Source organism: Sphingomonas rhizophila, from assembly GCF_014396585.1.
In the GTDB taxonomy this organism is placed as follows: Bacteria; Pseudomonadota; Alphaproteobacteria; order Sphingomonadales; family Sphingomonadaceae; genus Sphingomicrobium; species Sphingomicrobium rhizophilum.
This window is the reverse complement of sequence record NZ_CP060717.1, coordinates 39,754-65,399: the sequence shown is the minus strand read 5'-3', so window position 1 is coordinate 65,399 and position 25,646 is coordinate 39,754. Positions and strand designations below refer to the sequence as shown.

The 25,646-nt window shown below is 65.5% G+C and carries 15 protein-coding genes, 1 tRNA gene and 2 pseudogenes; 6 read left to right on the top strand and 12 right to left on the bottom strand.

Annotated elements, in window-relative coordinates; all coding sequences use genetic code 11:
- The first annotated feature begins 58 nt into the window (after positions 1 to 58).
- Entirely contained in the window at positions 59 to 1,771 is a 1,713-nt protein-coding gene (locus H9L12_RS00290; RefSeq protein ID WP_246450754.1) for an IlvD/Edd family dehydratase, read from the top strand.
- Here the strand turns inward: H9L12_RS00290 and H9L12_RS00285 are convergent.
- The 6 genes and pseudogenes from H9L12_RS00285 to H9L12_RS00265 form a co-directional block, all read right to left on the bottom strand.
- Positions 1,765 to 3,669, bottom strand: a complete 1,905-nt coding sequence (locus H9L12_RS00285) for a sialate O-acetylesterase (protein ID WP_187542137.1) — start codon at positions 3,667 to 3,669, stop codon at positions 1,765 to 1,767. The two genes, H9L12_RS00290 and H9L12_RS00285, sit on opposite strands and share 7 nt — an antisense overlap.
- A complete protein-coding gene (locus H9L12_RS00280) occupies positions 3,648 to 4,361 on the bottom strand; it encodes an SMP-30/gluconolactonase/LRE family protein (protein ID WP_343060418.1) in 714 nt (237 codons plus the stop codon). The genes H9L12_RS00285 and H9L12_RS00280 overlap by 22 nt, the downstream gene beginning before the upstream one ends.
- Positions 4,289 to 4,501: pseudogene (locus H9L12_RS14010) on the bottom strand (SMP-30/gluconolactonase/LRE family protein); the annotation flags it as partial. The pseudogene H9L12_RS14010 and the gene H9L12_RS00280, both read right to left, overlap by 73 nt.
- A gap of 2 nt (positions 4,502 to 4,503) precedes the next feature.
- On the bottom strand, positions 4,504 to 5,244 hold the full coding sequence (xylB, locus tag H9L12_RS00275; protein WP_187543092.1) for a D-xylose 1-dehydrogenase: 741 nt from the start codon (positions 5,242 to 5,244) through the stop codon (positions 4,504 to 4,506).
- 44 nt (positions 5,245 to 5,288) lie between these two features.
- The gene (locus tag H9L12_RS00270) at positions 5,289 to 6,425 is read right to left on the bottom strand and encodes a fumarylacetoacetate hydrolase family protein (RefSeq protein WP_187542136.1); all 1,137 of its coding nucleotides are present in this window, start codon (positions 6,423 to 6,425) and stop codon (positions 5,289 to 5,291) included.
- A 4-nt stretch (positions 6,426 to 6,429) separates the two neighbouring features.
- Positions 6,430 to 8,739 carry a glycoside hydrolase family 3 protein gene (locus tag H9L12_RS00265; RefSeq protein WP_246450446.1) on the bottom strand — a complete coding sequence of 770 codons (2,310 nt, stop codon included), beginning with the start codon at positions 8,737 to 8,739 and terminating at the stop codon, positions 6,430 to 6,432.
- Positions 8,740 to 8,838: 99 nt separating this feature from the next.
- On the opposite strand from H9L12_RS00265, the gene H9L12_RS13210 reads away from it, so the two are divergent.
- The 3 genes and pseudogenes from H9L12_RS13210 (at position 8,839) to H9L12_RS00255 (ending at position 12,146) form a co-directional block, all read left to right on the top strand.
- The gene (locus H9L12_RS13210) at positions 8,839 to 9,015 is read left to right on the top strand and encodes a hypothetical protein (protein WP_246450445.1); all 177 of its coding nucleotides are present in this window, start codon (positions 8,839 to 8,841) and stop codon (positions 9,013 to 9,015) included.
- Positions 9,016 to 9,046: 31 nt separating this feature from the next.
- Positions 9,047 to 10,660, top strand: a pseudogene (locus H9L12_RS00260) (alpha-L-fucosidase); the annotation flags it as partial.
- Positions 10,661 to 10,925: 265 nt separating this feature from the next.
- Positions 10,926 to 12,146: an alpha-N-arabinofuranosidase gene (locus tag H9L12_RS00255; protein ID WP_187542133.1), complete on the top strand. Its 1,221-nt coding sequence runs from the start codon at positions 10,926 to 10,928 to the stop codon at positions 12,144 to 12,146.
- A 41-nt stretch (positions 12,147 to 12,187) separates the two neighbouring features.
- Here the strand turns inward: H9L12_RS00255 and H9L12_RS13835 are convergent, their stop codons facing one another.
- Genes H9L12_RS13835 through H9L12_RS00235 form a run of 5 tightly spaced genes read right to left on the bottom strand, consistent with a single transcriptional unit; the run spans position 12,188 to position 20,411 of the window.
- Positions 12,188 to 12,874 carry a GH39 family glycosyl hydrolase gene (locus tag H9L12_RS13835; protein WP_281399816.1) on the bottom strand — a complete coding sequence of 229 codons (687 nt, stop codon included), beginning with the start codon at positions 12,872 to 12,874 and terminating at the stop codon, positions 12,188 to 12,190.
- On the bottom strand, positions 12,787 to 13,737 hold the full coding sequence (locus tag H9L12_RS13830) for a GH39 family glycosyl hydrolase (protein ID WP_281399788.1): 951 nt from the start codon (positions 13,735 to 13,737) through the stop codon (positions 12,787 to 12,789). The genes H9L12_RS13835 and H9L12_RS13830 overlap by 88 nt, the downstream gene beginning before the upstream one ends.
- Positions 13,734 to 16,607 (bottom strand): glycoside hydrolase family 31 protein, encoded by a 2,874-nt coding sequence (locus H9L12_RS00245; protein ID WP_223177126.1) that lies wholly within the window; start codon positions 16,605 to 16,607, stop codon positions 13,734 to 13,736. The genes H9L12_RS13830 and H9L12_RS00245 overlap by 4 nt, the downstream gene beginning before the upstream one ends.
- Before the next feature lie 14 nt (positions 16,608 to 16,621).
- Positions 16,622 to 18,178 (bottom strand): DUF5597 domain-containing protein, encoded by a 1,557-nt coding sequence (locus tag H9L12_RS00240; RefSeq protein ID WP_246450444.1) that lies wholly within the window; start codon positions 18,176 to 18,178, stop codon positions 16,622 to 16,624.
- A gap of 46 nt (positions 18,179 to 18,224) precedes the next feature.
- Positions 18,225 to 20,411 carry a beta propeller repeat protein gene (locus tag H9L12_RS00235; RefSeq protein ID WP_246450443.1) on the bottom strand — a complete coding sequence of 729 codons (2,187 nt, stop codon included), beginning with the start codon at positions 20,409 to 20,411 and terminating at the stop codon, positions 18,225 to 18,227.
- A gap of 130 nt (positions 20,412 to 20,541) precedes the next feature.
- On the opposite strand from H9L12_RS00235, the gene H9L12_RS00230 reads away from it, so the two are divergent.
- Together H9L12_RS00230 and H9L12_RS00225 are read left to right on the top strand one after the other, a co-directional pair.
- Positions 20,542 to 22,116 (top strand): aldehyde dehydrogenase (NADP(+)), encoded by a 1,575-nt coding sequence (locus H9L12_RS00230; protein ID WP_187542130.1) that lies wholly within the window; start codon positions 20,542 to 20,544, stop codon positions 22,114 to 22,116.
- Between the two features lie 130 nt (positions 22,117 to 22,246).
- Positions 22,247 to 22,320, top strand: a tRNA-Glu gene (locus H9L12_RS00225).
- 136 nt (positions 22,321 to 22,456) lie between these two features.
- Here the strand turns inward: H9L12_RS00225 and H9L12_RS00220 are convergent.
- The gene (locus tag H9L12_RS00220) at positions 22,457 to 25,597 is read right to left on the bottom strand and encodes a TonB-dependent receptor (protein WP_187542129.1); all 3,141 of its coding nucleotides are present in this window, start codon (positions 25,595 to 25,597) and stop codon (positions 22,457 to 22,459) included.
- Positions 25,598 to 25,646 lie beyond the last annotated feature (49 nt).

Sequence of the window (25,646 nt, the reverse complement as noted above, 5' to 3'; positions counted from 1 at the left end):
TACGCCCCGCCGCCCGTTCCGTTCACGCGAATGGTTCGACGCGCCGGGGCGTAGCGACATGACCGCGCTCTACCTGGAGCGGTTCATGAACTATGGCCTGACCGCACAGGAGCTGCGGTCCGGCAAACCGATCATCGGCATCGCCCAGTCGGGCAGCGACCTGACTCCGTGCAACCGCATCCATCTCGAACTGTCGCAGCGCATCCGCGAGGGCATTCGCGATGCCGGTGGCATTCCGATGGAGTTTCCGACCCATCCCATATTCGAGAATTGCCGCCGGCCGACGGCGGCGCTGGATCGCAACCTCGCCTATCTCGGGCTCGTCGAGATTCTCAACGGCTACCCGATCGACGCGGTGGTGGTTACGACCGGATGCGACAAGACCACGCCGGCGGGGATCATGGCCGCGTCGACGGTCGATGTTCCGGCCATCACCCTGTCGGGCGGGCCGATGCTCGACGGATGGCATGAGGGCGAGCTGGTCGGTTCGGGCACCGTCATCTGGCGATCGCGGCGACTGCTCGGCGCGGGTGAAATCGACGAAGAAGAGTTCCTCCGCCGCGCCACCGACAGTGCGCCGTCGGCGGGTCATTGCAACACGATGGGGACCGCATCGACGATGAATGCGGTCGCCGAAGCGCTCGGCATGTGCCTGCCCGGCAATGCCGCCATTCCCGCGCCGTACCGGGAGCGCGCGCAGATGGCCTACGAAACCGGGCGCCGGATCGTCGACATGGCGTACGAGGATTTGCGCCCGTCGCAGATCCTGACCCGCGACGCCTTCCTCAACGCCATCCGCACGGTGAGCGCAATCGGCGGGTCCACCAATGCCCAGCCGCATATCGTCGCCATGGCCCGCCATGCCGGCGTCGAACTGACGCCATCGGACTGGACCGAGTACGGGTATGAAATCCCGCTGCTCGCCAATGTCCAGCCGGCGGGCAAATTCCTTAGCGAGCGGTTCCATCGCGCCGGCGGCGTACCGTCTGTGATGTGGGAATTGCTGCAAGCCGGAAAGCTTTCGGGCGGGGCGCTAACCTGCACCGGTCGATCGCAGGCCGACAACCTAGCGGGGCGGGAATCATCAGACCGCGAGGTCGTCAGGCCGTACGGCGAGCCGCTGATGACCCACGGCGGCTTCCTCGTGCTTAGCGGAAACCTGTTCGATTTCGCGATCATGAAGACCAGCGTCATCTCGGATGATTTCCGCGCCCGGTATCTTTCGACGCGAGGATCCGAAGGCGTGTTCGACGTTCGCGCAATCGTCTTCGACGGGTCGGACGATTATCATCACCGCATCAACGACCCGGCGCTTCAGATCGACGAGCATTGCATCCTCGTCATTCGCTCATCGGGCCCGATCGGCTGGCCGGGAAGCGCGGAGGTGGTCAACATGCAGCCGCCCGATGCCCTGTTGAAGCGCGGCATCACCAGCCTTCCGACGCTGGGTGACGGGCGTCAGTCGGGGACATCGGACAGTCCCTCGATCCTCAACGCTTCCCCGGAAAGCGCGGCCGGCGGTGGCCTTGCCTGGCTACGCACCGGTGACATCATCCGCATCGACCTCAACAAGGGGCGATGCGACGCGCTGGTCGACGAGCAGGAGATCGAGCGGCGCCGGGGCGAGGGCCTTCCGGAAATTCCGCAAAGCAATACCCCGTGGGAGGAGCTTTACCGGCAGATGACCGGGCAGCTAGCCGACGGCGCGGTGCTCGACTTCACGGTGAAGTATCGCGGCACCTCCAGGAAGGTGCCGCGGCACAATCACTGAACGGGGATCTGGAAAACCGGCGCGGGCAGAAGGTCGAGGTCGTAGAGGTTGACCACTGGCGCATCGGCCCAGGCGTAGCGAACGCTGGTGCCCGTCCCGCTCAAGCGCACTGTCGCCCCCTCAATCGACGCCTCTGCGTAGCGGCAGGTCGCCGCGCACAGTTCGAAGCCGATTGGGCGCGACGAACTCAGAGCCTGCAAGGGCTTCGAAAAGGTCACGACGACGTCGCCGCCCTGGCGGACGGCACGAAGCGGAAGCGGTCCGACCTTGCCTGACTTTCCGCCAGCGATCAGCGTATTCGCGGCCCACGCCAGACGATGGCCAAGGTCCGTCTTGTTGGCCGGGTGGATGTCGTTCCATTCGCCAAGATCGATCGCGCTCACCAGCGCCGACCGGCGGTCCGCGACCACAGCGCGGCGCTGTTCGTCGATCGTCGCCGCCCAGCCGCTGTCGGTGGGCGTGGCCGAAGGTTTGCCCCACGCCGCGAGCCCGACGATGAGGAACGGCAGTTTCGGGTCGCCGAACTGGGTGCGCCAATTCGCCATCATCGCCGAGAGCCGCCGGTCGTAGCCCGCTTGCCCGACATCAGCCTCGCCCTGATACCAGGCAACGCCGGTCAGGCGGATCGGTCCGAGCGGCGCGACCATCGCGTTGTAGATCGTCGAGACGCCAGACGAGTTGCCCCAGGGGGGCACCGGCGGGCCGTCATTCTCGGCCATTCGTGTGTATCGCCAGCCCGTCCCCAGCGGTTTACGGCTTCCGTCGGCCAGCGTCAGCTCCAGCACCTCCGCCGGCCCCTTGAAACCGCCCGGGCCCCACAAGTCGCGGGCATAGACGACAATGTTGTTTCGGCCCGCGCGCAGCACCCCTGGGGCGATCTTGTAAACCCTCGGCGCGGCGGGATCGCTGCTACCACCCACGGCGACGCCATTGATCCAGCTTTGGTCCATGTCATCGATGACGCCGAGTGACAATGTCGCTCCCTGCGCCGCTTCAGCCGCAGACAGGTCGACAGTGCGATAGGCCCAGATCGGCCCGTCGAACTTGGGCCAGTCGCCGCCCCAGTCGTTCCAGTAGGCCATCGACGGAAATTGTTTCCACGCCAACCGGCCCGGCGCATTCCACGGTTCTTCGCCGGGCTTGTCGCCGGTCTGGCCGCGCCACCACGCCCCCCACTGCTCCCCAAATTGACGGAGCGCCGTCGGCCGGTCGCGCCGGAAGGCGTCGAGCAGCGCAGCAGGCTCGGCATTGCCACTGGCCCGCGCCGCACCTTCGCTCATCCAGGCCCGCACAGGGGTACCGCCCCAGCTGTCGTCGATCGCGCCGATCGCGACGCCGCCGCTGTCGCGCAGATCCTTCGCCATGATGAAGCAGGCCGCCGAGAAATCGCGGGCGCTGCCGGGGGTCGAGCGTTGCCATTGCGGCGCTTTCGCGAACGACGCTTGCGCGCTGTCCGCCAATTGCCTTTCGACCTTCATCAGCCGCAGTTGCGGGTCATCCGCTTCCGCCACTTCGCCATCGCCGTCCAAGGTGCGGCGGAGCGGATATTCCATGTTCGATTGCCCGGAGCAGAGCCAGACATCGCCGACCAGTATATCGTCGGCGCTGGCCCGCGAACCGTCGCTGGACGTGACATCGAGACGGTAGGGGCCGCCCGCCTTCATCGCCGGCAATTGCGCGCGCCACCGCCCATCCGCGCCGACGACCGAGCGTGCCGTCCTGCCATTGAACGTAATCGTCACGCGGGTCCGCGGCGTTCCCGTTCCCCAAATGGGTATCGGCGTGCCGCGCTGGATGACGGCATGATCCGACAGTGTTGCGGGAAGGCCGACTCCAGCCATCGCCGGTGTTGCCGCGCCGGCCAGCGCGGCGGCGATCAATCGATGACGGACGGACATGGCACCCCCGGTACGTCGACGGAAAACTGGAAAAGCGCTCCCGCCCGCGGCTGGCGCGCCAGTTCGTCAGCCTTCAGGAACTGGCGCGCACTGGTCGCGAAGCCGGTGCGCAGGTCCGGGCCGCCCAATGCGACCTTAGTGATGTTGCCGACCGGGAAGGCGACTTCCGACACCAGCGTCCCGTCGGGGGCGTAGCGCCGCGCGACCCAGCCCGCATATAGGCCGATCCACACATGGCCCTGAGAATCGACGATCGGTCCGTCGGGATAGCCCTTGTCGATTGTTACAAAGGTCCTTGAGGGCCCAAGCGACCCGTCAGCAGCGATAGCGCAGGCGGAAATCTTCCGCTCCAGCGTGTCGACCCAGTACAGCGTTCGGCCGTCGGGCGACACCGCGGGACCGTTGGTGATGGTGACACCCTTGATCCCCGTTTCGCGCAGCTTCCCGTCGTAGCAATAGATGGCGCCGCTGTTACTGCCTTCGCCATTGTCCATCGTCCCGAACCAGAGCCGGCCCGAGGGATCGACACAGCCGTCGTTGAGTCGGTTACCGGGAGGTGCGGCTCCACCTCGACGATCCGGTCGAACGATCCGCGTGCAGGGTCGAAGGCGTACAAACCATCGCTCAGCCCGGCGATGAAACCGCCGCGTTTGCGCGGAACGATAAACCCGACCGCCTTCGGCGCCGCCCAAGACGTACGGTCATTGGTCGCGGGGTCATGGCGATAAACCGCCGGCTTCTTGATATCGACGAACCACAGCGCGTCGTCATGCCAAAGCGGGCCTTCGCCGAGTTCGGCCTCGAGGTCCCAGATGATCGCCGGTGCCGCCATGATCAGCGCCAGCCTGCGTCGACGAAATATTCGTGGCCGGTCATCAGCCGCGCGTCGTCGGATGCCAGGAACAATACCATCGCCGCGATATCCTCCGGGGCCAACCGACCGTCGAGGCACTGCGCGGCGACGATCTCCGCCTCCCCTTCCGGTGTATACCATTTCAGCTGGCGCGGTGTTCGGACGTTGCCAGGGACGACGCAATTGACGCGGATGTTGTCACGACCGAGATCGCGGGCAAGCGCGCGGGTCATGCCTTCGATCGCCGCCTTGGCGGTCTGGTAAAGGACTAGGTCCGGCAGCGCGAGGTGCCAGCTGATCGACCCCAGGTTGATGATCGATCCGCCCCCGCTGGCCCTCATGTCCGGCGCAACGGCCTGGGCGCAGAAGAACAGGTGCTTCAGGTTCACGCCAATGCGGTCGTCCCAATATTCTTCGGTGACGTCGGCGATGGCGTGGCGGTCGTCATTGGCCGCGTTGTTGACGAGGACATTGATCGGTCCGCCGTCCGCGATCAGCCTGTCGATGGCGGCCTTGGTCGCGCTGATGTCGCGGAGGTCCGTGCGAATGAATGTGGCGCCCGTCGCGTCGGCCACCGCCCGGCTTTCCGCGCTGACATCGAAGAAGCAGACGTCGCAAGCCTGCTGGCGAAACGCTTCAACCAATCCGGCGCCAATCCCGGATCCACCGCCGGTAACAAGCACGCGCTTGCCCTTGAGGCTCGGATAGATCGCTTTCATGATCGACGGTCGCTCGTCACTGAAGGGGCCGCTTTCCTTTTGAACATTCATTGACCCGTCGCCCCCAATAGTCCCCGCTCTGCCAGGTTTCGCATCAGGTCGCGCGATCCGAAGGTCCATGCCGGCGCGTCGGCGGATGTCGTCACCCGGTTGACCAGGCCGCCGATGGCGGGCGTCGAAATCCGCACCCAATCGCCGCGGCGATGGGTGAAGCCACGGCCCGGCACGTCGCGATCCTCCACCGGTGCGAACAATGTCCCCAGGAACAAGGCGAAGCCGTCGGGATAATGATGTTCGCTCATCGCCTGGCGGACCAGTTCCTGGGGATCGCGGCTGATTTCGCTCATCACGCTTCGGCCCTGCAGCACGAAGCCTTCCTCGCCTTCGATTCGAAGCTCGACGACGGCGTTGCGCACGTCATCGATCGAGAAATGCTTGTCGAACAGCCGGATGAAGGGACCGATGGCGCACGACGCATTATTGTCCTTGGCCTTGCTCAGCAGCAGCGCGCTCCGCCCTTCGAAGTCGCGAAGGTTGACGTCGTTGCCGAGGGTGGCGCCTTGGATCCGCCCCCTGCTGTCGACCGCCAGCACGATCTCGGGTTCCGGGTTGTTCCAGTCGCTGTCCGAACGAACGCCGATCATGGCGCCCGTCCCGACGCTGGCCAAAGGCGCGGTCTTCGTGAAAATCTCGGCGTCCGGCCCGATCGCGACTTCCAGATATTGCGACCACAGGCCGTCAGCGATCAGGGATTCCTTCAGGCGTGCCGCCGCGTCGCTGCCCGGAACGACGGAGCGCAGCGCGCCGCCGATAACCTCTTCGCACCGCGCCCGGATCGCGGCCGCCTCGCGAAAATCGCCACGCGCCTTTTCCTCGATCACCCGCTCCAGCGCCGAAACGGCGAAGGTGACCCCCGCCGCCTTGACGATCTGCAAGTCAAACGGGGCAAGGAACTGGCGCGCCGGGAGATCGGCCAGTTCTCGAGACGAAAAAAGGCGCTTCCCCTCGACGGTAGCCGGGGAGTCCAGCTCAAGCAGGTCGGCGACGGTCGCGGCGGCGCGCGAGACATCGAACACCTCCCCGCTCCGGATGATGACCGGGGTGGGACCGTCGGCAAGCAACAGCCGGCCGGCGAGCACCGACCGGTCGGCGTCTTCCGGGAAAAGATGGTCCGCGAAGTTCATTCGATCATAGCTTGGGCCAGGCGCAGGTCGCCTGCCCGCCGGTCGAGCTGGCAATCCGGATATCGGAAATGCTCAAACGCAGCGCGCCGCCGGTCGACAGGACAAACGGCTGGCTGACCTTCGTGACGTCGAGGCCGGCCCGCTGGAAACAGCCCAGCGGCACGGAAATCGTTTGCCATTGTCCCACGGGCGCCGCGGCGATGCGGCCACCGATCGGCAGCGCGGCGGCCGTGCCCGACGCCATGGCCAATGTCACTTCCGCGCTCGGTCCCGACTCGCGCCGGATGTCGAACATCAGGCTGAGCTGCGCGTTGGTTTCCCGCGACAGGTCGAGCGGCCTGGCGGCGGTCAGGCGAAGGCTTTGCATGCCCGCGCCGGTGAAATTGACGATCCGCGCATCCTCCTGGTTGCGGCGGTCGATTCCGCGAACCGTGGCCGGTGCCGTGGCGGACATCGTCCAGCCCGCCGGCAATGTGCCGCGCGCGAAGAAGATGCCGTCGCTTCCGTCGTCCGGCCGCGGCGGCTTGACCTCCGACAGTTTCGGCAGGTCGCCACGATCGGCGTAGGTCAGGCCGTAGCCATAGGCGAACAGCGGGTCGTATCCGGCCTGACCGCGGTTGAGCGGTGTCTGGTCGGCGCGCTTCGGCCAGCTGTAGCTGAGCCTGCCGCGGAAATCGTAGCGGGTCTTGCCGGCGCCATCCTTGAACAGGACGTCGGCGATGCCCGCGCCTTCGCTGCCGGGCAGGAATGCCGCAACGAACGCGTCCGAAGCATTGAGTTCGGGGTTCACCCACATGGCGCGACCCGACAGGAACACCGCAACCGTCGGAATACCGGCCGACTTCAGCTTGCGCAGCAGCTCGAGGTCCTGCTTGTCGGTCGGGCTATATTCCAGCGTCGGCCGGTCGCCGACCATCTCTGCGTAAGGATTCTCGCCGAAGACGACGATCGCGACGTCCGGCTTTTGGGAATAGGCACCGTCGACACTCAGCGTCGCGGTTCCGCCGGACGCGGTGACGGCCTCGCGGATTCCGGCAAAGATGGAATCCGCTTTGGGAAAGTCCGCATTGGTCAGGTCGCTGCCCTGCCAGGTGATCGTCCAACCGCCCGACTGCTTCGAAATGTTGTCCGCGCCATCGCCCGCGACGAGCACACGAGCCTTCGGCGATAAGGGAAGGATCTGGCCCTGGTTTTTGAGCAGGACGAGCGATTCGCGAACGGCCTGCCGCGCGACCGCACGATGCTCCGCTGATCCCAGCAGCGCGAATTGCCCGGCCAAGGGACGCGTCGACGGCGCCCCCTTTTCGAACAGTCCGGCGCGGAGCTTTACGCGCAGGATCCGGCGGACGGCATCGTCGAGCCGCGCCATCGGAATCTGCCCGGATTTCACCTGCGCCAGGGTCGAATCGTAAAGATCCTTCCAGCTGTCCGGCGCCATGAACATGTCGAGCCCCGCGTTCATCGACGCGGCGCAGCTGGTGTTCCTGCAGCCCGGAACCTGTCCGTGACCGTTCCAATCGCCGACCACCAAACCGTTGAAGGCCATGTCGCCCTTCAGCGCGCCGGTCAGCAGGCCTGCATTGCCATGCATTTTTTGCCCAAGCGCGGTCGAATAGGACGCCATCACCGCCTGCACGCCCGCTTCGATCGCCGGCGGGTAGCCCGCGCCATGGATGTCACGAATGTCGGCCGCTGACGACAGATTGTCGCCCTGGTCCTTGCCGTTAGCGGTGCCGCCATCGCCGACGAAGTGCTTCGCCGTCGCGATCACCCGGCCGGCGCCCAGGAAGTCCTTGGTGCCGGGCGTACCCTGCAGCCCTTCGACCATCTTGCCGGCATAGCTGCGGACGACTTCGGGATCCTCGGCGAATCCCTCGTAGGTGCGGCCCCAGCGATCGTCCCGAACGACGGCGAGCGTCGGCGAAAAGTCCCAGTCGATCCCCGTGACGGTCATTTCCCGAGCGGTCACTTCGCCGATCTTGCGGATGAGCTCCGGGTTGCGCATCGCGCCCAGCCCGATGTTCTGCGGAAACAGGGTCGCGCCGACGATGTTGCCGTGGCCGTGGACGGCATCGATTCCCCACATCAGGGGAATCTTGTCCCCGGACCAGGACGCCGAGTCGGCCGCCTTCCACATGTCGTCGGCCAGCTTGAGCCATTCCGGCGCCGGGGCTTTTTCGTTCCCTCCCGGCGAGCTGTTGCCGCCGGCCAGGATCGACCCGAACTTGTACTTTTTAACGTCGGCCGGAGTGACCGTGGAAATGTCGGGCTGGATGGTCTGGGCGACTTTTTCGTCGACCGACATGCGCGCCATGATGCGCGTGATTCGTGCTTCTTGCGCGGGATCGATCGCGATTCGACTGCGGACGTTCGGCCACGGCACAGCCGCACTTGAGGGTGAGGAGGCGGCGACTTGAGCGTCAGCAACACCGAGCGCAACGCCGCTTGCGATCGTCGCCAACAGGGCCGCGCGAACGCCTCGCGCGCCAAAGACCTTGACCATTGCCCCTCTCCGTTCTCTATTTTTGGTATCGCTACCACTTTGCGGCGCATCCGCAAATCCAAAAGCGGGGAGACGGATGGCGAATAGGCGGCGGGACGGTGACGAACAGCTAGATTTCGTGGCGGAATTCGAGACGCGCGGATCGTCTGGCCTGTCCCGACGCGTCGTGTTGGCGGGCGGAGCCGCGGCCACCGGGGCGCTGGCAACACCGTCCATCGCCGCAACGCAGAAAGTTTATGCCAGCTGGCAATCGTTGCGGGACAATTATCGCACACCCGACTGGTATCGCGACTGCAAGTTCGGGATCTGGTCGCACTGGGGGCCGCAATCGGTGCCGGAGCAGGGCGACTGGTATGGCCGGTTCCTCTACATGCAGGGTCATCCGATGTACGCGCATCACCTTGCGCGATACGGCCATCCCGCCGACACCGGGATGATGGACATCCTTCATCGCTGGACGGCCGAGCGTTGGCAGCCCGAGGCGCTGATGAAGAAGTTTGTCGCCGCCGGCGCCCGCTATTTCGTTAGCCTGGCCTCCCACCATGACAATCTTGATTGCTATGCCAGCCGCCATCATCCGTGGAACAGTCTGCGCGTCGGGCCGCGCCGCGACGTCGTCGGAATATGGGCGCGGGCTGCGCGCCGGGCCGGCCTCAAGTTCGGCGTGTCCAACCATGCCAGCCATTCCTGGCACTGGTACCAGCCGGCCTACGGATACGATCCCGAGGGCCCGCGCCGCGGCCAGCGCTACGATGCGTTCCGGTTGCGCAAGAGCGATGGCAGGGGCCGGTGGTGGGAAGGGTTAGACCCGCAGCAACTGTACACCGGACCGTCGATGGTTGCGCCCGACGGCTTGGCGACGATCAAGGCAATGAACGACTGGCACGACGCCCATGACGGGCAGTGGACCGAGGAGGCTCCGCCATACGGGCCGTTCGCCCGGCAATGGCTGCTCCGGCAGAAGGATCTGGTGGAACGCTACCGGCCCGATTTCCTCTACTTCGACAATTATGAATTGCCGTTCGGATCGATCGGGCTGGTGGCGGCCGCCCATTACCTGAACCAGGCGGCGGCACGCGGGCAGCCAGTCGTCATGACCGCAAAGAAACCGACGGCTCGATCGGAGGGCGCCTTCACGGAAGACGTCGAGCGTGGCTTTTCCGACCGGCTGCGCGCGGTGCCGTGGCAGACCGACACCTGCCTTGGCGATTGGTTCTACAATCGCGGGCGCTTCACGGACAAAAGCTACAAATCGGCCCGCGACGTGATCCAGCGGCTGGCGGATGTCGTCGCCAAGAACGGCAACCTGCTGCTCTCCGTGCCGCAGCGCGGCGACGGTACGATCGACAGCGAGGAGGACGCCATCCTCGACGGCATCGGCGGCTGGCTGCGCGTCAACGGCGAAGCGATCTACGCCAGCCGCCCGTGGCGGCAGTTCGGTGAAGGGCCGACCAGCCTCACCGCCGGCATGCAGAACGAGGGCGCGTTCAAGGGCTTCGCGGCGGGCGATATCCGCTTCACGACGCGCGGCGGCTCACTCTACGCGCTCGTTCTGGTGCCTGAACCGAACGGCGGACGGATAACCGTCAATTCGCTTCCGACGGGCCGCGCGAGTGTTGCAGCGGTGCGCATGGTTGGCGGCGGCCCGCTCCCCTTCCGGCAGGACGATGGCGGGCTTCACGTCACACTTCCGGCCGGTCTGGGGATCGTGCCGGTCCTGAAAATCGATGGGGAGTTGGAGCATGAAGTGGCTGGCATTTTTGGCAGCGGTGACGGCGGCGGTGGCGAAACCCGCCGCCGCGCAAGTCGCTACCGTCACCGTCCACGCCGACCGCCCCGGCCCCGTCTACGACCGGCGCATCTTCGGGCAATTCGCCGAGCATCTCGGCACCGGCATCTACGGCGGCATCTGGGTGGGCAAGGACAGCGCCATTCCGAACGACGCCGGCTATCGCAAGGACGTCATTGCCGCCCTCAAGGAACTAAAGGTCCCATTCGTGCGGTGGCCCGGCGGATGCTTCGCCGACGAATATCACTGGCGTGACGGGGTCGGGCCGAAACGGCGAACAGGGATCAATGCGTCGTGGGGCGGGGTCCCGGAACCCAACAGTTTCGGCACGGATGAATTCTACGGGTTCATCGAACGCATCGGTGCCGACGCCTACATTTCCGGAAACGTCGGATCGGCGGCACCGAACGAACTGTCCGACTGGCTCGGTTATATCACCGCCAAACCGGGAACGTCGTTGGGCGACGAGCGGGCGGCGAACGGCCATCGCGAACCCTGGCAGGTGGCCATCGTCGGCATCGGCAACGAGCTGTGGGGCTGCGGCGGCAATATGCGGCCCGAGTATGCGGCAGACGAAACCGCGCGCTACGCGACCTTTGCGCGATCGGCGAATGGACCGATGCTGAAGCTTGCGGTCGGCCCGTCGGAAGGGGACACCAATTGGACCGACGTGATGATGCGCCAGGCCGGCCGTACCGTCGACGGCATCTCGCTGCATTATTACACGGTGCCGGGCGGCTGGGAGAAAAAGAGTCCCGCCACCGGGTTTGGCGAGCGCGAATGGGCGGAGACCCTGTCGCTGACGCTGCGCATGGACAAGCTGATCGCCGATCACAGCGCGGTGATGGACAAGCACGACCCTAAGCGGACGAAGATACTCGCGGTCGACGAATGGGGCAGCTGGTACGCCGAAACCAAAGGCCAACCGACCCTTTGGCAGCAGAACAGCTTGCGCGATGCCGTGTTGGCCGCGGCCAACCTCAACATCTTCGCGAAGCATGCGGAACGGGTGAAGATCAGCGCCATCGCGCAAATGGTCAACGTGCTGCAGGCAATGTTGCTGACCGACGGGCCAACCATGGTCCGGACGCCGACCTATTGGACCTATTGGCTCTACCGCCCATGGCAGGACGCGACGGTTCTGCCGGTCGATGTACAGGCATCCACCTATGAAGCGCATGGCTTTTCGATGCCCTCGATCAGCGCGTCGGCGGTGCGCGGCAAGGATGGTGGGACCTACATCTCGCTCGTCAATCTCGACCCGCGGCGCGCCCTTCCGCTCCACCTTCCCGGAATGCGGGCACGAACCGTGACCGGGCAGATCCTGACCGCCGGATCGATCGACGCGCACAACGATGTCCGGACTCCCGATGCCGTCAAACCGGCGCCCTTCACCACTGCCAGGGTGGACGGTGAGGGGTTCGGCTGACGGTGCCGGCAAAATCGATCGTCGTGTTGACGTTGCGCTGATCACTCGCGCTTCAGGGTAACGAGGACGACGTCGTTGCTGCGCATCGGTACCGATGTCCGCGCCGTGCCGTTCTTGCCCACTACGACGGTCTGAGCGCGCTCGGGGAGGTCGCGAGTTCCCCGCTGCAATTGCGCAAGTTGCGTCGCGCTGAGCGACGCGGGCATCCCCATATCGATATAGGCGGAGAAGGCGTCGTTGCGGCGATAACCGGTGCGTTGGACGGCAAGTCGATAGCGCCCTGGCTTGAGATGCGCCCAGCGGAGCGACAGCGGTCGCGACGGGGCATTCGGCACCAACCGCGAATAGAACGGCTTGTTGCTGACCTTCTGCACCGGTTGCTGCCAGTCCCACACGACGGCGGCGACCGCATGTTCATCGGCGGAAGCGAAGCCCGATCGATCGGCCAGCGGCACTGCCTTCCCGCGCAAAGCCGCCAGGTATTTGTAGGCGAACCACGCGGGCTTCCGAATGCCTTCGCGGTTCATCAGACCGAAGCCGCCGTGGAACGGCGTCGGCGGCGGACCGGGTTCTTCGAACAGGTCGGAATAGGTCCAGTAGCTCATGCCCTGCACCAGCCCTTGCGTTTCGCGCAGCTTCGTCAGGATGTAGGGCGCGCTGATGTAACTATCGTGGACGAAATCGCGCGGCGTGTAGCTGGTGCTCCACTCGGTGAAGTAGAGCGGCAGTCTGGGAAATTTCGACGCCGCAATTTGCTCGCGGACTCGCCGGACGTCCCGACGATGGCATCGGGCGACGCCGACAGCTTGGTGTCCTGCTTGCCCTCTTCGTCGAGGAAGCCGCCGTCGACCCCGTAGCTGTGGGTCGTGACGAAATCGACCGGCGTGCCATTCCTGGCGACATGATCGAGGAATTCCGGAACCCACGCCGCCCCGGCCGTCGACGGACCGCCGACCTGGATGTGCGGATCGATCGCCTTGATTGTCCGTGCAGTGGAATCGTACAGCGCGAAGTAAGCGTCTCGGTCTGCCTTTTCCCAGAAGCCGTCGAGGTTCGGCTCATTCCACACTTCGAACGGCCAGCGCCTGACTTCTTCCGCGCCATAGCGGTCGCGCAGGTGCCGGACGAACGCATCGACCAGCGCCGCCCAGGCCTTCGGTTCGGGATGGGATGTGTTACCCTTCCACCAGAAAATCGTCTGGTCGGATCTCTTCATTGCCGCCGGGGTAAAGCCCAGCTCGACGAACGGCTTGATGCCTTTCGCCAGCAGCGCATCGTACAGCCGGTCAATCTCCCGCCAGTCGTAGGTCGTGCGGCCATTGTCGACCTTCACGGTGCCGAGCACATCGTGGAAGATGGCGTGAAACCGGACCGACCGGAAGCCAAGCTCACGAACCGCAATCGCGAGCTGCGCCTGGCTGTCGTCGCGGCGCAAGGTGCCGGGATAGTCGGACCCAATCGACAGATCGAAAAAGCGATCGACCGGTTCGCTGGCCTTCGCCACGTCGATCTCGATCACGCGCGGCGGCAGCGCCTTCGCGTGGAGCGGCGCCGCAAGCGCGAGCGCCGCCGCCGCCAGCAGTCGCTTCATGGACGGCGAACCACGACCGGACGGCCCGCATAGGCCACCTCGACGTCGAAGGCATTGTCGTCCGTGACCGGCTTGCCCGGGCTTACCCACTTGACGCGAACCTTGCGCATGTCCGGCATGCCCTTCCATGCCGTGCCTTGCCGCGTGCCGATGGTCACCGTCCCCGACCGATCGTCGTAGAGGATTGGGATGCGGGTATAGGCGCCGTTGCGGTATTGCTCCGACGTCCCATCGTCCTCGTACAGCGAGAATTGCGCGTTCGCGCCGGGATAGACCGTGACGGTCAGCGGCGCGGCGCGGTCCTGGTCGACATATTGCGTGACCGGCCCCATCGGCACCACCGACCCGGCCCGGACGAACAGCGGCATTCGTTCGGCCGGCGCGGCCACCACCGCGCTCGTCCCGCCGCGGTGAACTCTGCCCGTCGCGAAGTCGATCCAGTCCGCGCCCGCCGGGAACGTCACCTTGCGCGACCGGGCGCGGTAATCCGTCACCGGGGCCACCATGAACGCACGGCCGAAGAGATACTGGTCGTCGATATTGCGCACCGCCCGATCGTTGGGAAAGTCGGCGGCCAGCGCGCGCATGATGCTGCCGTCGCTGACATAGGTGTCCGCCGCCAGCGTGTAGATATAGGGCATCAGGCGATAGCGAAGATGGTCGTACCAGATCATCGACGCGCGCATGGGCGATCCTTCCGGCGCGATCTCGTAAATCTCGCGGAACGGCGCCTCGCCGTGGCTTCGGAACAGCGGCGAGAAGGCACCGAACTGGAACCAGCGCAGGTTCAGTTCGCGCCATTCGTCAAGGTCCTGCGGCTTCGGCGTCTTGGTCGAGAACCGATCCTCCAGCGCGAACCCACCGATGTCATGGGTCCAGTTCGGGATGCCCGACATCGACGCATTGACCCCCGCGCTGATCTGCGCCCGCAAGTCGAACCAGCGGCTGGCGACATCGCCCGACCAGATCGCCGCGCTTTCGCGCTGCAGGCCCGCGAAGCCTGAGCGGGTGAGCAGGAACGGCCGGACGTCGGGCTTGTACGACTTCCACCCGTCGGCGAACGAGCGTGCATTCATCAGCGAATAGCTGTTGAAAAACTCCGCCGCCGGCCCCAGCGCGGTCGGACCCATCGTATCGAGCCGCTTTTCGATCGACAGGTTGCTGTGCATGTCGGGTTCGCTGGCATCGGCCCACCATGCATCGACGCCCTTTTTCGCCAGCCGCTTTTCAACCTGGTCCCAGAAGATCCTGCGACCTTCGGGCGCGTAGGGATCATAGAAGGTGCTGAGGTAGCCCGGGCCGACCCAGTCTTTGTTCTGCTGGCGGATGTTGCCCTGATAGACGAGGCCCTTTGCCGCCAGTTCCTTGTAGGTGTCGGTCGTCGGGTAGAATTTCGGCCAGACAGAAATCATGAAGCGCGCGTTCATGGCGTGGACGTCATCGATCATCTTGTCCGGATTGGCGAAGCGCGTCGGGTCGAACTTGTGGCTGCCCCAATCGTCGTCCCGCCAATACCGCCAGTCGAGGACGATGTTGTCGAGCGGAATGCCGAGGCGGCGGTAGGTCGCGACCGTGTCGACGACTTCCTTCTGCGTGTCGTAGCGTTGGCGCGACTGCCAGAAGCCATAGGCCCATTTCGGAAGCATCGCCGACTTACCGGTGATCTGCCGGTAACCCGCAATGGCCGCGTCGATCGAGCCCCCGGGAATGACCCAATAATCGATCGCCCGCGCGGTATCGCTGGTCATCCATACCGAGTTGCAGTCGGCCGCTGGCAAGGGCGCGTTGTGGAGCAGCGCCATGTAGCCCGAATTGGGCAGCCATTCGATACGCACCGGAACGGGCTTTCCGCGGGTCATCGGCACGTCGAAGTTGGAATACCACGGGTTCCAGTTCTGGCGCCAACGATCGAGCACCAGCTTCCCGCCGACCCAAACCTTGTGATAGCTTGAGCCGTAGAGCTGGAATTTGTGCTGACCGGTGGAGTCCGGGTGGAGCGTTCCGGTCCAGACGACCTTTTGCGGTTCGACCGCGTTTCCTTGCGGGTTCTGCCCGCCGGCGGCCGCGGTGGTCGTGGCCTTGGCCGCCTCGGGCCATTTCAACTGATCGTCGAGATACTGGTAATCGATGGTCGTTTCCTGCCGGGTGACGACCGCCTTTCCGGCGAGATAATAGGTCGCGGTGAACCCCGGCTTGCCGTTGCTGGTGACGCGCAGGCCGTCACCGACCAGCTTGTAGGGTTGCGGGTTGCCGAAACGGCTGATGCCATTGTTGTCCCACAGCAAGCCATAGCCGCGGGTCGACACCACGAACGGCACGGCGATGTCCATGTTGTGCTGGGCCAGTTCGACGTCCTGGCAGCGGTAATCCATTTGCGCGTTCTGGTGCTGGCCGAGGCCATAGAGGCCCTCGTCGCTGCCGCGGTTGAACTGCTGCGACACGGCCCAATAGCGCTGGCCGTCGGCGCTGGTCGGCCGGAACGATGCCGGCCTCGCGGTCGCCAGATATTCCTTGCCCCCCGCATCGAGGAAGCGAACGGCGCCCGTCGTCCGGTCGATGATCGCGCTGCCGCGCGGACCGGCGACCGTGACGCTGTCCGCCGTCTCGCTAATCCTGGCGTTGGCCAGGGGTGCGGGAGGTGACGGCGCCATCAGGCTTGGCGAGCGCGGCAGGTTGAGCGCGGCCGCCGGCTGCGCGACGACATGGAACATGCCGTCGCCGTGCACCGTCACGCTGACGCGCGCGGCATCCGATGCGGTCGGATTGACCATCACTCCGCCGGCGATGCGCTGAACCGTCCCCGGCGGTGACGCCGCGGACAGGGCAATCGCCGCCGCCGCCAACGGAATTGCACGCTTCGTCATGGTCATGATGGTTTCCTTCGTCAGCGGTAGCGTCCCATCGTCACCCGGAGCATCGCCGGGCGATCGCGAAAATTGATTCCGTAATCGGTCTGGTCGCCGTTCCAGACGCGGGTCGTGATCCATCGGTCGCCGTCGAAGCGAACCTCCTCGACCTTGACGACAACCGCATTGTCGGGCGTTCCCTTGGGCGCGTTGAAGCGAACCCGGACATGGTCGCCGGTCAGCAGGAACTGGTCCGGCGTCAGGGCGACCACTGCCACCCCGCCGACCTTGTCGTCCGCCCAAGGCACCGCGTCGCGCTTCAGGAAGGTCCAATCCTTCTCGCCGAATTCCCACTGGTTGAAGCTGGCGACGATGTCCCAGTTGCCGAGCCTCGCCGACCGATCAGCTGCGTCATCGGGACGGGAGGTGCCCCACGTCGGACCGTCGAACGCCGCCCTCGCCCATCCGCGCATGTTCGCGCCAATCGCGGCGTAGGTCGATGCGAACGTATCGAGCGTCGCGGCATCGAGAGTCTTCGCGCCCAGCGGATAGTTGGAATATCCGGTGCCATCGATTCCGAACGGCGCGAAGCCGATTCCGCCGCGCCCCATCACGTCGTAGAACACGCGCGCGAAATCCGCGCTGTTGCCGATTTCCGGAACGAACAGCGCATTGTCGGCACGCGCGAAGCCGTCGAGGTAGATGGCGATGTTCTTGCCGTCATGGTCGTAAATGTCGGGCGCGGCGAAATCGATCGACGGCGCCGCAGCCTTCCAGACGTCGAGCACGTCCTGCTGCGGTCCGCCACTTGCCGTCCCTTCCGGACTGGACGGGAAGCTGGTGCCGGCCAGCGCGGCGTTGACGTACATCGGCAGCGGCTTGACCGCCTTCCCGGCCGCTGCGATCGCCTCAACGTACGACGCGACATGCCAGCTGTTGAAGACGCGGTCGGCCTGTGCGCCGAACGCCTGGGTCCAGGTGCCACGCTTGCCGGTCTTCGCCGCCAGTGCCGGCGGGATCAGCTGCGCGAACAGGCGGTTGGCGTTCGGCGAATAGTCGCGCGGGCTGCGGTAGCTGCCGGTTTCGTTTTCGACCTGCACCATGATGACGGTATTTTGCGGGTCGGCGGCACGAAGATGCTTCACCAGGGCCACGAACGCGCGCTTGTCCGCAGCCAGCGTCGCGTCGCCATGCGGGCTGAGGACGTAATGATCCTTGCCGTCCTTGGTCTTCATGCGCGGGAAGCGGCGGTTGTCGAGCTTGACCCAGGCCGGCGTGTAGGACGGCGACGTGTTCTTCCATGTCCCAAACCACAACAACACCAGTCGCTTTCCGTTCGAGCGCGCGCCGGTCAGCAATGCATCCACGAACGAGAAATCGAACTTGCCCTCGACCGGCTCGACCTGTTCCCAGGCGATCGGCACCTCGACGGTGTTGGCGCCGATACGGTTGACCATCGGCCACACCAGCGGAAGCATGTCCGGGTAGTTGCTGCTGTTGTGAACCTGCGCACCGAGCATGATGAAGGGCGCCCCGTCGACGAACAGCGCATGGCGGCCGTCGCGGCTTTCGAGGCGCGGCACCTCGGCGTTCACGGTCGCCGCCCCAGCAGCATCAGGATCATGGCGGCCAAGCGGATCATCACTGCACACCTCCCGTTGGATCACCGTAGAAAATGCCGCGCCCGTCGGTCGCGACATACACTCGTCCGGCGCGGCGCGGATCGCCGCTGATCGCGCGGAAGCGAAGACCCCATTGGTGCGCGTCGTCGTTGATGCGCGCCCAGTTCCGTCCCAGATCGTCCGACCGCCAAATCCCGCGAACGTCGCCCAGTTTGCCGACGGCATAGAGAGTGGGATGGACCGTGCCCTTCCCCAACCCGAACAGTTCGACCTTGAGGTCGCCCGACACGGGGACTAACGACTTGCCGCCGTCGCTGCTGCGGAATAGGCCCTGCCACCAGTGCAGGAACAGCTCGCCTCCCGCGAACGGCGACGCGACCAGCCGCGGCTGGCTCTCGCGACCGCGGGTCGGCCGTGCGCCATCCAGCGGGCCGGGCAAGGATGCACCGTCAATGCTTCGGAACCGGCGTCCGCCGTCGTTCGATCGGAGAAGTCGGTCGGTAGCGAAATCGAGGGCATAAAACCGGTTCGCGATCCGCTTGTCGGCAACGATCTCGCTCCCGCGCGAAACGCCCTCCACCGGCGACCAACGTCGGCCGTCATCGTCGCTGACCATCGGCCTGGACGCACTGACGACAATCAGCTTGCCGTCCGCAGAGACCGCCGGTGGCGTTTCGCCATTCAAATCTTCGCGCCGGGTCGAACCGTCAGCTTGCGGAATTGGCGGCAGCTTAATCGGCGACCAGCTTCGGCCACCGTCGCTGGAGATCGCCAGTGAAGCCTCGCGCGGCCATCCGTCGAACAGGCTCCCGCCGCGCACCCAGCGCCGCGGCGCGAGCCCGGCATAATCGAGCCGATTGGTGTTGGAGAGGTAAGGGTTGGTGAACCTCGGACGCGGCGAGCGCTCGAGGTCGTCATGGACGAAACCCGCGAGGTCGCCGAACCCAGACACCAGCGGTGGCCCGTCCGTCGGGCTGACCAGGGTGATGACGGCCGTCTGCTCGATCCCCCGGGTCCACGGCGCCCAGTTGGCCAAGTCCTTCGTCGCATAGACCGTCGCCCCGGTCGTATAGGCGATGTGCCGGGCGTCGAACGGGTCGATCGCAAGACCGGTGATCCAGTGACCGAAATCGGCGTCCTTGCCGTCGTGCCCCAGGAACGGCGTGGCGCTGACGTCGCGCCGCGCGTCCTTGCCGAGATCCCGCCAGCTGCGGCCGCTGTCGTTCGAGAGCCAGACAGTGTCGCCCGATGATCGATTGATTGTGGAGACGGCGACCGTCGCCGGCGAGGTTCGCGCCGTCGCCACTTCGAAAAATCCGCCGTTGCCATGGTCGGCCGGCGTGATCGCGGTGCCGCGTCCGTCAGCCCCGAAACGCCACACCGCGCCGGTCTTCACGCCGCTAGGGCCGATCCCGCTGGCGTATCCGACGAATAGGGTGCCGTCGCCGGCGATCGCTCCCTTCACGGCGAGCAGGCCCTCCGGACCGCTAACCGCCCGCCACGTCACGGCGCCGTCCTCGCTCAGGAACAGATGATCGCCGCTCTCGTCGGCGCTCCCCGCCCACCAGCGACGGGATACGCCGCCCGACCGGCCGCTCGACGGATCGGCAAGCACGAAGGAAACGCCGCCGTGCGTCTGTCGGCGCTCCGGTTTGCCAAGCCCAGGACGGGGAAAGCCGTCGACCTTTCGCCAGGTCGCGCCTCGGTCGTCGCTTCGCCACAGCCCGTCGTGGCGAGAGCCGAACAGCAGGGTCGACGGCCGATTGGGGTCGGCCGACAGTCGCTCGCCGAGGCCGCGACCCGCCTCGTTCCCGCCCATCGCGAATGGCACCGGCACCACGCTCCAGCGGGCACCGCGATCGGCCGAGCGAAGGATGGCGGACGGCTGGCCATATCCCATCCCGGCCGCCATCGTGACGATGTCGGGATCCACCGGGTCGGGCGCGATCGCCTCGACGCCCATGAAGCTCGATTCGGCATTATCGTCCTGCAGCGGTATCCAGCGCGACGCCGCCGAGTCCCAGCGATACGCGCCGCCCATGTCGGTCCGCAGATAGGCCAGCGATGGCTCCGCGCTGCTCATCAGGATATTCGGCGCATAGCCGCCACCGCCGATGGTGACATTGGTCCAGCGATACGGAACAGGCGCAGTAGCCGCGACCAGCACCGGAGCCGCCAGCATCATCGCACCGATCCGGCTCCACACCGCCAACTCGCTCCCCGACTGCAGGTCGCCCTTTCCGGTCTTTTTGCCGGCGCTTTCACAGCGACATGGCGTTACGATAGCGCTAACAATCGCACAGGGAAAGCGCGTCGGCGACGCAGAAAGGACAGTCATGGCGGAAAAGTTCGGATTCAATGGCGCAAGCCTCATCGGGGGATCGGAGGTGGTCGCCGGCAATCCGTTTCAGGCCGTCGCCGCCGCCTCGGGGCAGCCGCTGCCGGGTGACTTTTCCAATGCCGGGGCGGACGAGGTTCGCGCGGCGGCAAGCCTTGCCGACGAGGCGTTCGATGACTTTGCAAACAGCTCGCCCGAATCGCGGGCGGCCTTGCTGGAGGCGATCGCCGATTCGATCGAGGCGATCGGTCCGGCCCTAATCGAGCGGGCGATGGCCGAAAGCGGCCTTCCCGAGGCACGGCTGACGGGGGAACGGGGAAGAACCTGCGGCCAGCTTCGGCTGTTCGCGACCGAGCTCCGGCGCGGGGAGTTCGCCGACGTTCGCGTCGATACCGCGCTTCCCGATCGCCAGCCGCTACCTCGCCCGGATCTCCGTCAGCGCCGGGTCGCCGTCGGGCCGGTCGCCGTCTTCGGTGCGTCGAACTTCCCGTTGGCCTTTTCGGTAGCCGGGGGCGACACGGCATCCGCACTCGCCGCCGGTTGTCCGGCGCTGGTCAAGAGCCACCCGGCCCATCCCGGTACCGGCGAGCTCGTCGCCCGAGCCATCAGCGCGGCCGTGAAGGCCAGCGACTTTGCGCCCGGCATTTTTTCTTTCCTGCAAGGCGATAGCCGCGAGCTTGGCGCCGCCCTCGTCGCGGACCCGGCCGTGAAGGCCGTCGGCTTCACCGGATCGCGCGCCGGCGGGCTTGCCCTTCTCAAGATCGCCCAGGGTCGGCCCGAACCGATTCCGGTCTATGCCGAAATGTCGAGCGTGAACCCGGTCATCCTGTTGGACCATGCCCTCGACGCGCGCGGCGAGGATCTGGGGCGGGCCTTCGTCGGGTCGCTGACGATGGGGGCCGGCCAGTTTTGCACCAATCCCGGGCTGCTGTTCGCGCGCCTCGGCGACGCGCTTTCCCGCTTCCTTGCCAGCGCCAGCGAGGCACTGGCCGCGGCCCCGGCACAGACCATGCTGACCGCAGGCATCGGCGAGGCCTATTGCGTCGGGGTCCGGCGGATCGAACAGCATTCCCAAGTCGAGCCGGTTGCGCGCGGCCTTGCGGACGGCGGCCGCGCCCAGGCAGCCCTGTTCGCCACCGACGCCGCCGCCTTCCTGGCCCATCCCGAATTGAGCGAGGAGATTTTCGGGGCCGTGTCCCTGCTGGTCAGCTTCGACAGCGACGAGCAGCTGCTCGACCTGCTCCGGCATGTCGAAGGTCAGTTGACGATCACCCTCCAGCTCGATGACGGCGACCTGCCGCTCGCCCGGCGCCTGATGCCGCTGCTGGAGCGGAAGGCGGGACGGATACTGGCCAACGGCTGGCCGACCGGCGTCGAAGTGTCGACCGCGATGGTGCACGGCGGTCCCTTCCCGGCTACGTCCGACGTGCGTTCGACGTCCGTCGGCACGGCCGCGATGGAGCGTTTCCTTCGGCCGGTCTGCTACCAGAACCTGCCTGCCGACCTTCTTCCCGAAGCCGTTCGTGACGAGAACGCCTGGAACCTGCCGCGCACCGTCGACATGGCGCGGTGAGAGAAAAGTACCGCTCAGGGGAGTGAATTGACGGGTGTGACAAGCTTTCGGCCGAAAACCGCCGCGACGAGGCCGCATCGGCTTGACCGTTCGCGCTTCATCCCCTAGTCGCGCGACCGCAACGCCAGTTGGCCCCTTCGTCTAGCGGTTAGGACGCGGCCCTTTCACGGCTGAAACACGGGTTCGATTCCCGTAGGGTCACCATTTTCGGTGGCGTGCTGCCCTCATGTTCTCATCAATAATGCCGACGGCGCATCGGCGCCGCTTGTCGGCATAAAGAAAACGACCGCCGGTCACACTTTCGTGCGACCGACGGCCAGTTCGCGCCCTTCTGCGAAGGTCAGAAGGTAACGCGGGTGAGGAAGGTAAAGCGCCGGTCGTTGCGGAACGCCGATCGGGTGATGCGGGTGCCGTCGAAGTCGATCACCTGGCTCGTACGGGTAACCTCGTCGAGCAGGTTGACGCCCTGGACACCGATCTTGAAGTTCTTGTTGATCGTGTAGAAAATCGACCCGTCGAGCTGCCCCGTCGATTCCCCGTAGATCGGCGAGAAGGGGAAGATCACGTCGCGCGGCGTCTGCAGGAACTTCGACCGCCAATTGTAGGCAAGGCGAGCGGCGAACGGTCCCTTCTCGTAGAAGGCCACCGCGTTGAACGTATGCTTCGACACGCCGGCCAGCGGCAATTCATCCGCGAAGGGGCTCTGTTCCGCACCAAGCGTCGAGTTACCAAGCGACTTGGAATCGACGTAGGTGTAGACCAACTGCGACCCCAGCCCGCTGAGCACGCTCGGCAGGAAGTCGTAGGTCTGCTGGTAGGCCAGCTCGAAGCCCTTGATCTTGCCGGTGTCGAGGTTGACCGGGCCGTTAACCGCGACGTCGGTGGTGACACCGCTGGGGCTGGTGAACGACCGCACCGACTGTCCCGAATTCACAAGGCCCTTCAGGTCCTTCATGAACAGGGCGAAGGTGAGCGAGCCAACACGGTTGAAATACCATTCGGTCGAGAAGTCGAAGTTCCACGACCGCACCGGCCGCAACAGGCGGTTACCGGTGTAAATCTGGAACAACGGTCCCGTTTCCAGCGTGCCGTTCGCAAGCAGGTTGCCGGTGTTGTCGAAAATCGCGCCACCGGTCGCGAAGGCATTCAGGTCCGGACGCGAAATGCCCTTCGACACCGCGACGCGGAACAGCAGCCCGCGGCCGACGTCCAGCTTCGCGTTGAAGCTCGGCAACCAGTGCTTGAACTTGATGTCCGCACTGTCATCGACCACCTCGGCCGTGAACGCTTCCGCGAACTCCGCCTGCCGTGCCGGGCTGAGGCTGCAATAGCCTGGCGCTGGCTGTCCCGGCTCGACGTCTTCGCAGTTGGCCGCGATTTCCTCCTGTGTGACGACACCGTCGTCGTTGGTGTCGAACAGGTCGCCAATCGGGTAGCTGATCTCGCCGGCCGACTTGATCTTGGTGTCGACGAAGCGGACGCCGATGTTGCCGTCGAACTTCCACCCGTTCTCGAACTCGGTCCCGAAGTCGGCGCGGACGTAGGCGGCCCTGGTGATTTCACCGACGTCGGAGATTTCGCCCGGCAGCCAGGGCAGGCCGTCGACAAGGCCAGTGCGGTTGGCGATCTGGCGCCAGGCGTTGGGGGTCAGCGTGAAGGCGGTGATTTCATCCGCCTGCTCCTGGGTCAGGCCGCTCAGATATTCGCGGACCATGTCATCGCCGCCGAAGAAGAAGGCCGATCCGTCGCCCATTGGGATCGGCACATTCCCGCGCTGGAAGTCGTCCCCGAACGGATTGCGGATGGAAGCATAGCTCGGGAAGTCGGCGACATAGGCGCCGCCGCATCCGAACGCCTGCGGATCGTCGCAATTCCAGTTGCCATTGCGGCCCGTCCATGGCGCGCCAAGGTTGCCCCAGTTGGAGAAGTTGGCGTTGCGGGTAATACGCTGACGATCGCCCCAGCGGGCGCCGAACCGCGCCTTCTTGAAGAAGCCGTCCTCGCTTACGTCATACTCGACGTCGCCGCGCAGGGACTTCAGGTCGCCCTCGTTGTGGACCTGGTTGTCTAGCAGGAACCAGAACAGGGTGCGCGACGGGTCGTTGTAATAGGACGCCGGCGACCCGGTGGTGGTCGGCTGGAGGAACTGGACGATCGGCGTGTCGCCGGAATTGTCGATGAACAGGTCGCTGTAGGTCTGCATCGCCGAGATGAGGCCAGATTCGGTACGGTCCGACTTGATCTTCTGCGCTTCGAAATTGAACCGCAGGCGGTCGGTCGCGGCGTAGGTGAAGTGCGCCGAAATGTCCTGCGTCATCGCCTTGTCCTTGCGCTGGAAGCGCAGGAGCTCGGTCGGTATGCCGAGGCCACCCGATTGGGTCAGCGTGCCGCTCTCGAAGATGCCGTTGTTGAACTGCCACTCATCGACTGGCACTGGATAGAGTGCGTCGTCATTGACCAGCGCCAGCGCCGCGAATTCGCTCAGCCGGCCCTTGGTTTCGGCGCGCAGGAATTCGAGAGTGAGCTGGGCCCGCCGATCGTTGCTCTGCCATTGGGCGACGGCCGAATAAGCCTTGCGGTCACGTTCAAGGTCGGTGGTGCGGACACCGGCGCCCTTGGGGACGATGACCGACCCGGCAGGCGGGAAATTGTCGGGATCATAGTTGAACCCGCCGCCGATGCCGCCCGATCCGACGGGACGAAGACGGAGGCAGGGACCGTCAAGCGACGCTTCGCGATAGCAGGGATCGGTGATCTGCGACGCGTCGGTCTTGGTCTTGAGTTCCGATTGCGAATAGGCAAGCTGCAGCCCGATCGTGCCGATGCCGGTATCCCAGGTGTTGGACCCCAAAAGCGAGAAGCCGGGCGACCACTTCTTGGCCATGTCGCCATAATTCGCTTCCAGCGTTCCGGCGAGATGCAGACCCTTCGCGTCGAAAGGCTTGCGTGTGACCAGGTTGACGGTGCCCGAAATGCCGCCATCGATCATGTCGGCGGTGACGTTCTTGAACACTTCGACGCGGCCAAGCAGTTCCGGCGAGACGTCGTTGAACGACAGTTCGCGGCCGCCATTGGCCGAGAAGATGTCGCGGCCGTTAAGTTCCGAGCGGACGAACGGCAGGCCGCGGACGATGACGCCCGATCCCTCGACCGAGAAACGGTCGGGGTCGTTGCGTTGTTCAAAGCGGCTGATGTTGACGCCCGGGACCCGCTGAAGCGCTTCGGCCACGGAGCGGTCGGGGAGCGCACCGATGTCCTCGGCGGTAATGACGTCGACGACCGTGTCGGCGACCCGCTTGCGGGCCTGCGCGCTTTCGAGCGCACGGCGATAGCCCTTGACGATCACGGTATCCGGCTCGTCCGTCGCGGCCGGCGCATCGGCGGCGGGTTCGGCGGTTGTCGTGTCGGTCGTTTGCTGCGCCCAGGCGGGTTCCGCGGCGAGCAGCGCTAGGGCCAGGCTTGATGTGGAAAGCGCCAGCATGCGGCGCGCGGAATCGTGACGACGAGACAAAAGACCCTCCCCAAGACGT

Coding starts and splice junctions, on each gene's coding strand:
- H9L12_RS00290 (WP_246450754.1), top strand. CDS start 59: ATGACCGCGCTCTACCTGGAGCGGTTCATGAACTATGGCCTGACCGCA.
- H9L12_RS00285 (WP_187542137.1), bottom strand. CDS start 3,669: ATGTCCGTCCGTCATCGATTGATCGCCGCCGCGCTGGCCGGCGCGGCA.
- H9L12_RS00270 (WP_187542136.1), bottom strand. CDS start 6,425: ATGAACTTCGCGGACCATCTTTTCCCGGAAGACGCCGACCGGTCGGTG.
- H9L12_RS00265 (WP_246450446.1), bottom strand. CDS start 8,739: ATGGCGCGCATGTCGGTCGACGAAAAAGTCGCCCAGACCATCCAGCCC.
- H9L12_RS13830 (WP_281399788.1), bottom strand. CDS start 13,737: ATGAAGCGACTGCTGGCGGCGGCGGCGCTCGCGCTTGCGGCGCCGCTC.
- H9L12_RS00245 (WP_223177126.1), bottom strand. CDS start 16,607: ATGACCATGACGAAGCGTGCAATTCCGTTGGCGGCGGCGGCGATTGCC.
- H9L12_RS00230 (WP_187542130.1), top strand. CDS start 20,542: ATGGCGGAAAAGTTCGGATTCAATGGCGCAAGCCTCATCGGGGGATCG.
- H9L12_RS00220 (WP_187542129.1), bottom strand. CDS start 25,597: ATGCTGGCGCTTTCCACATCAAGCCTGGCCCTAGCGCTGCTCGCCGCG.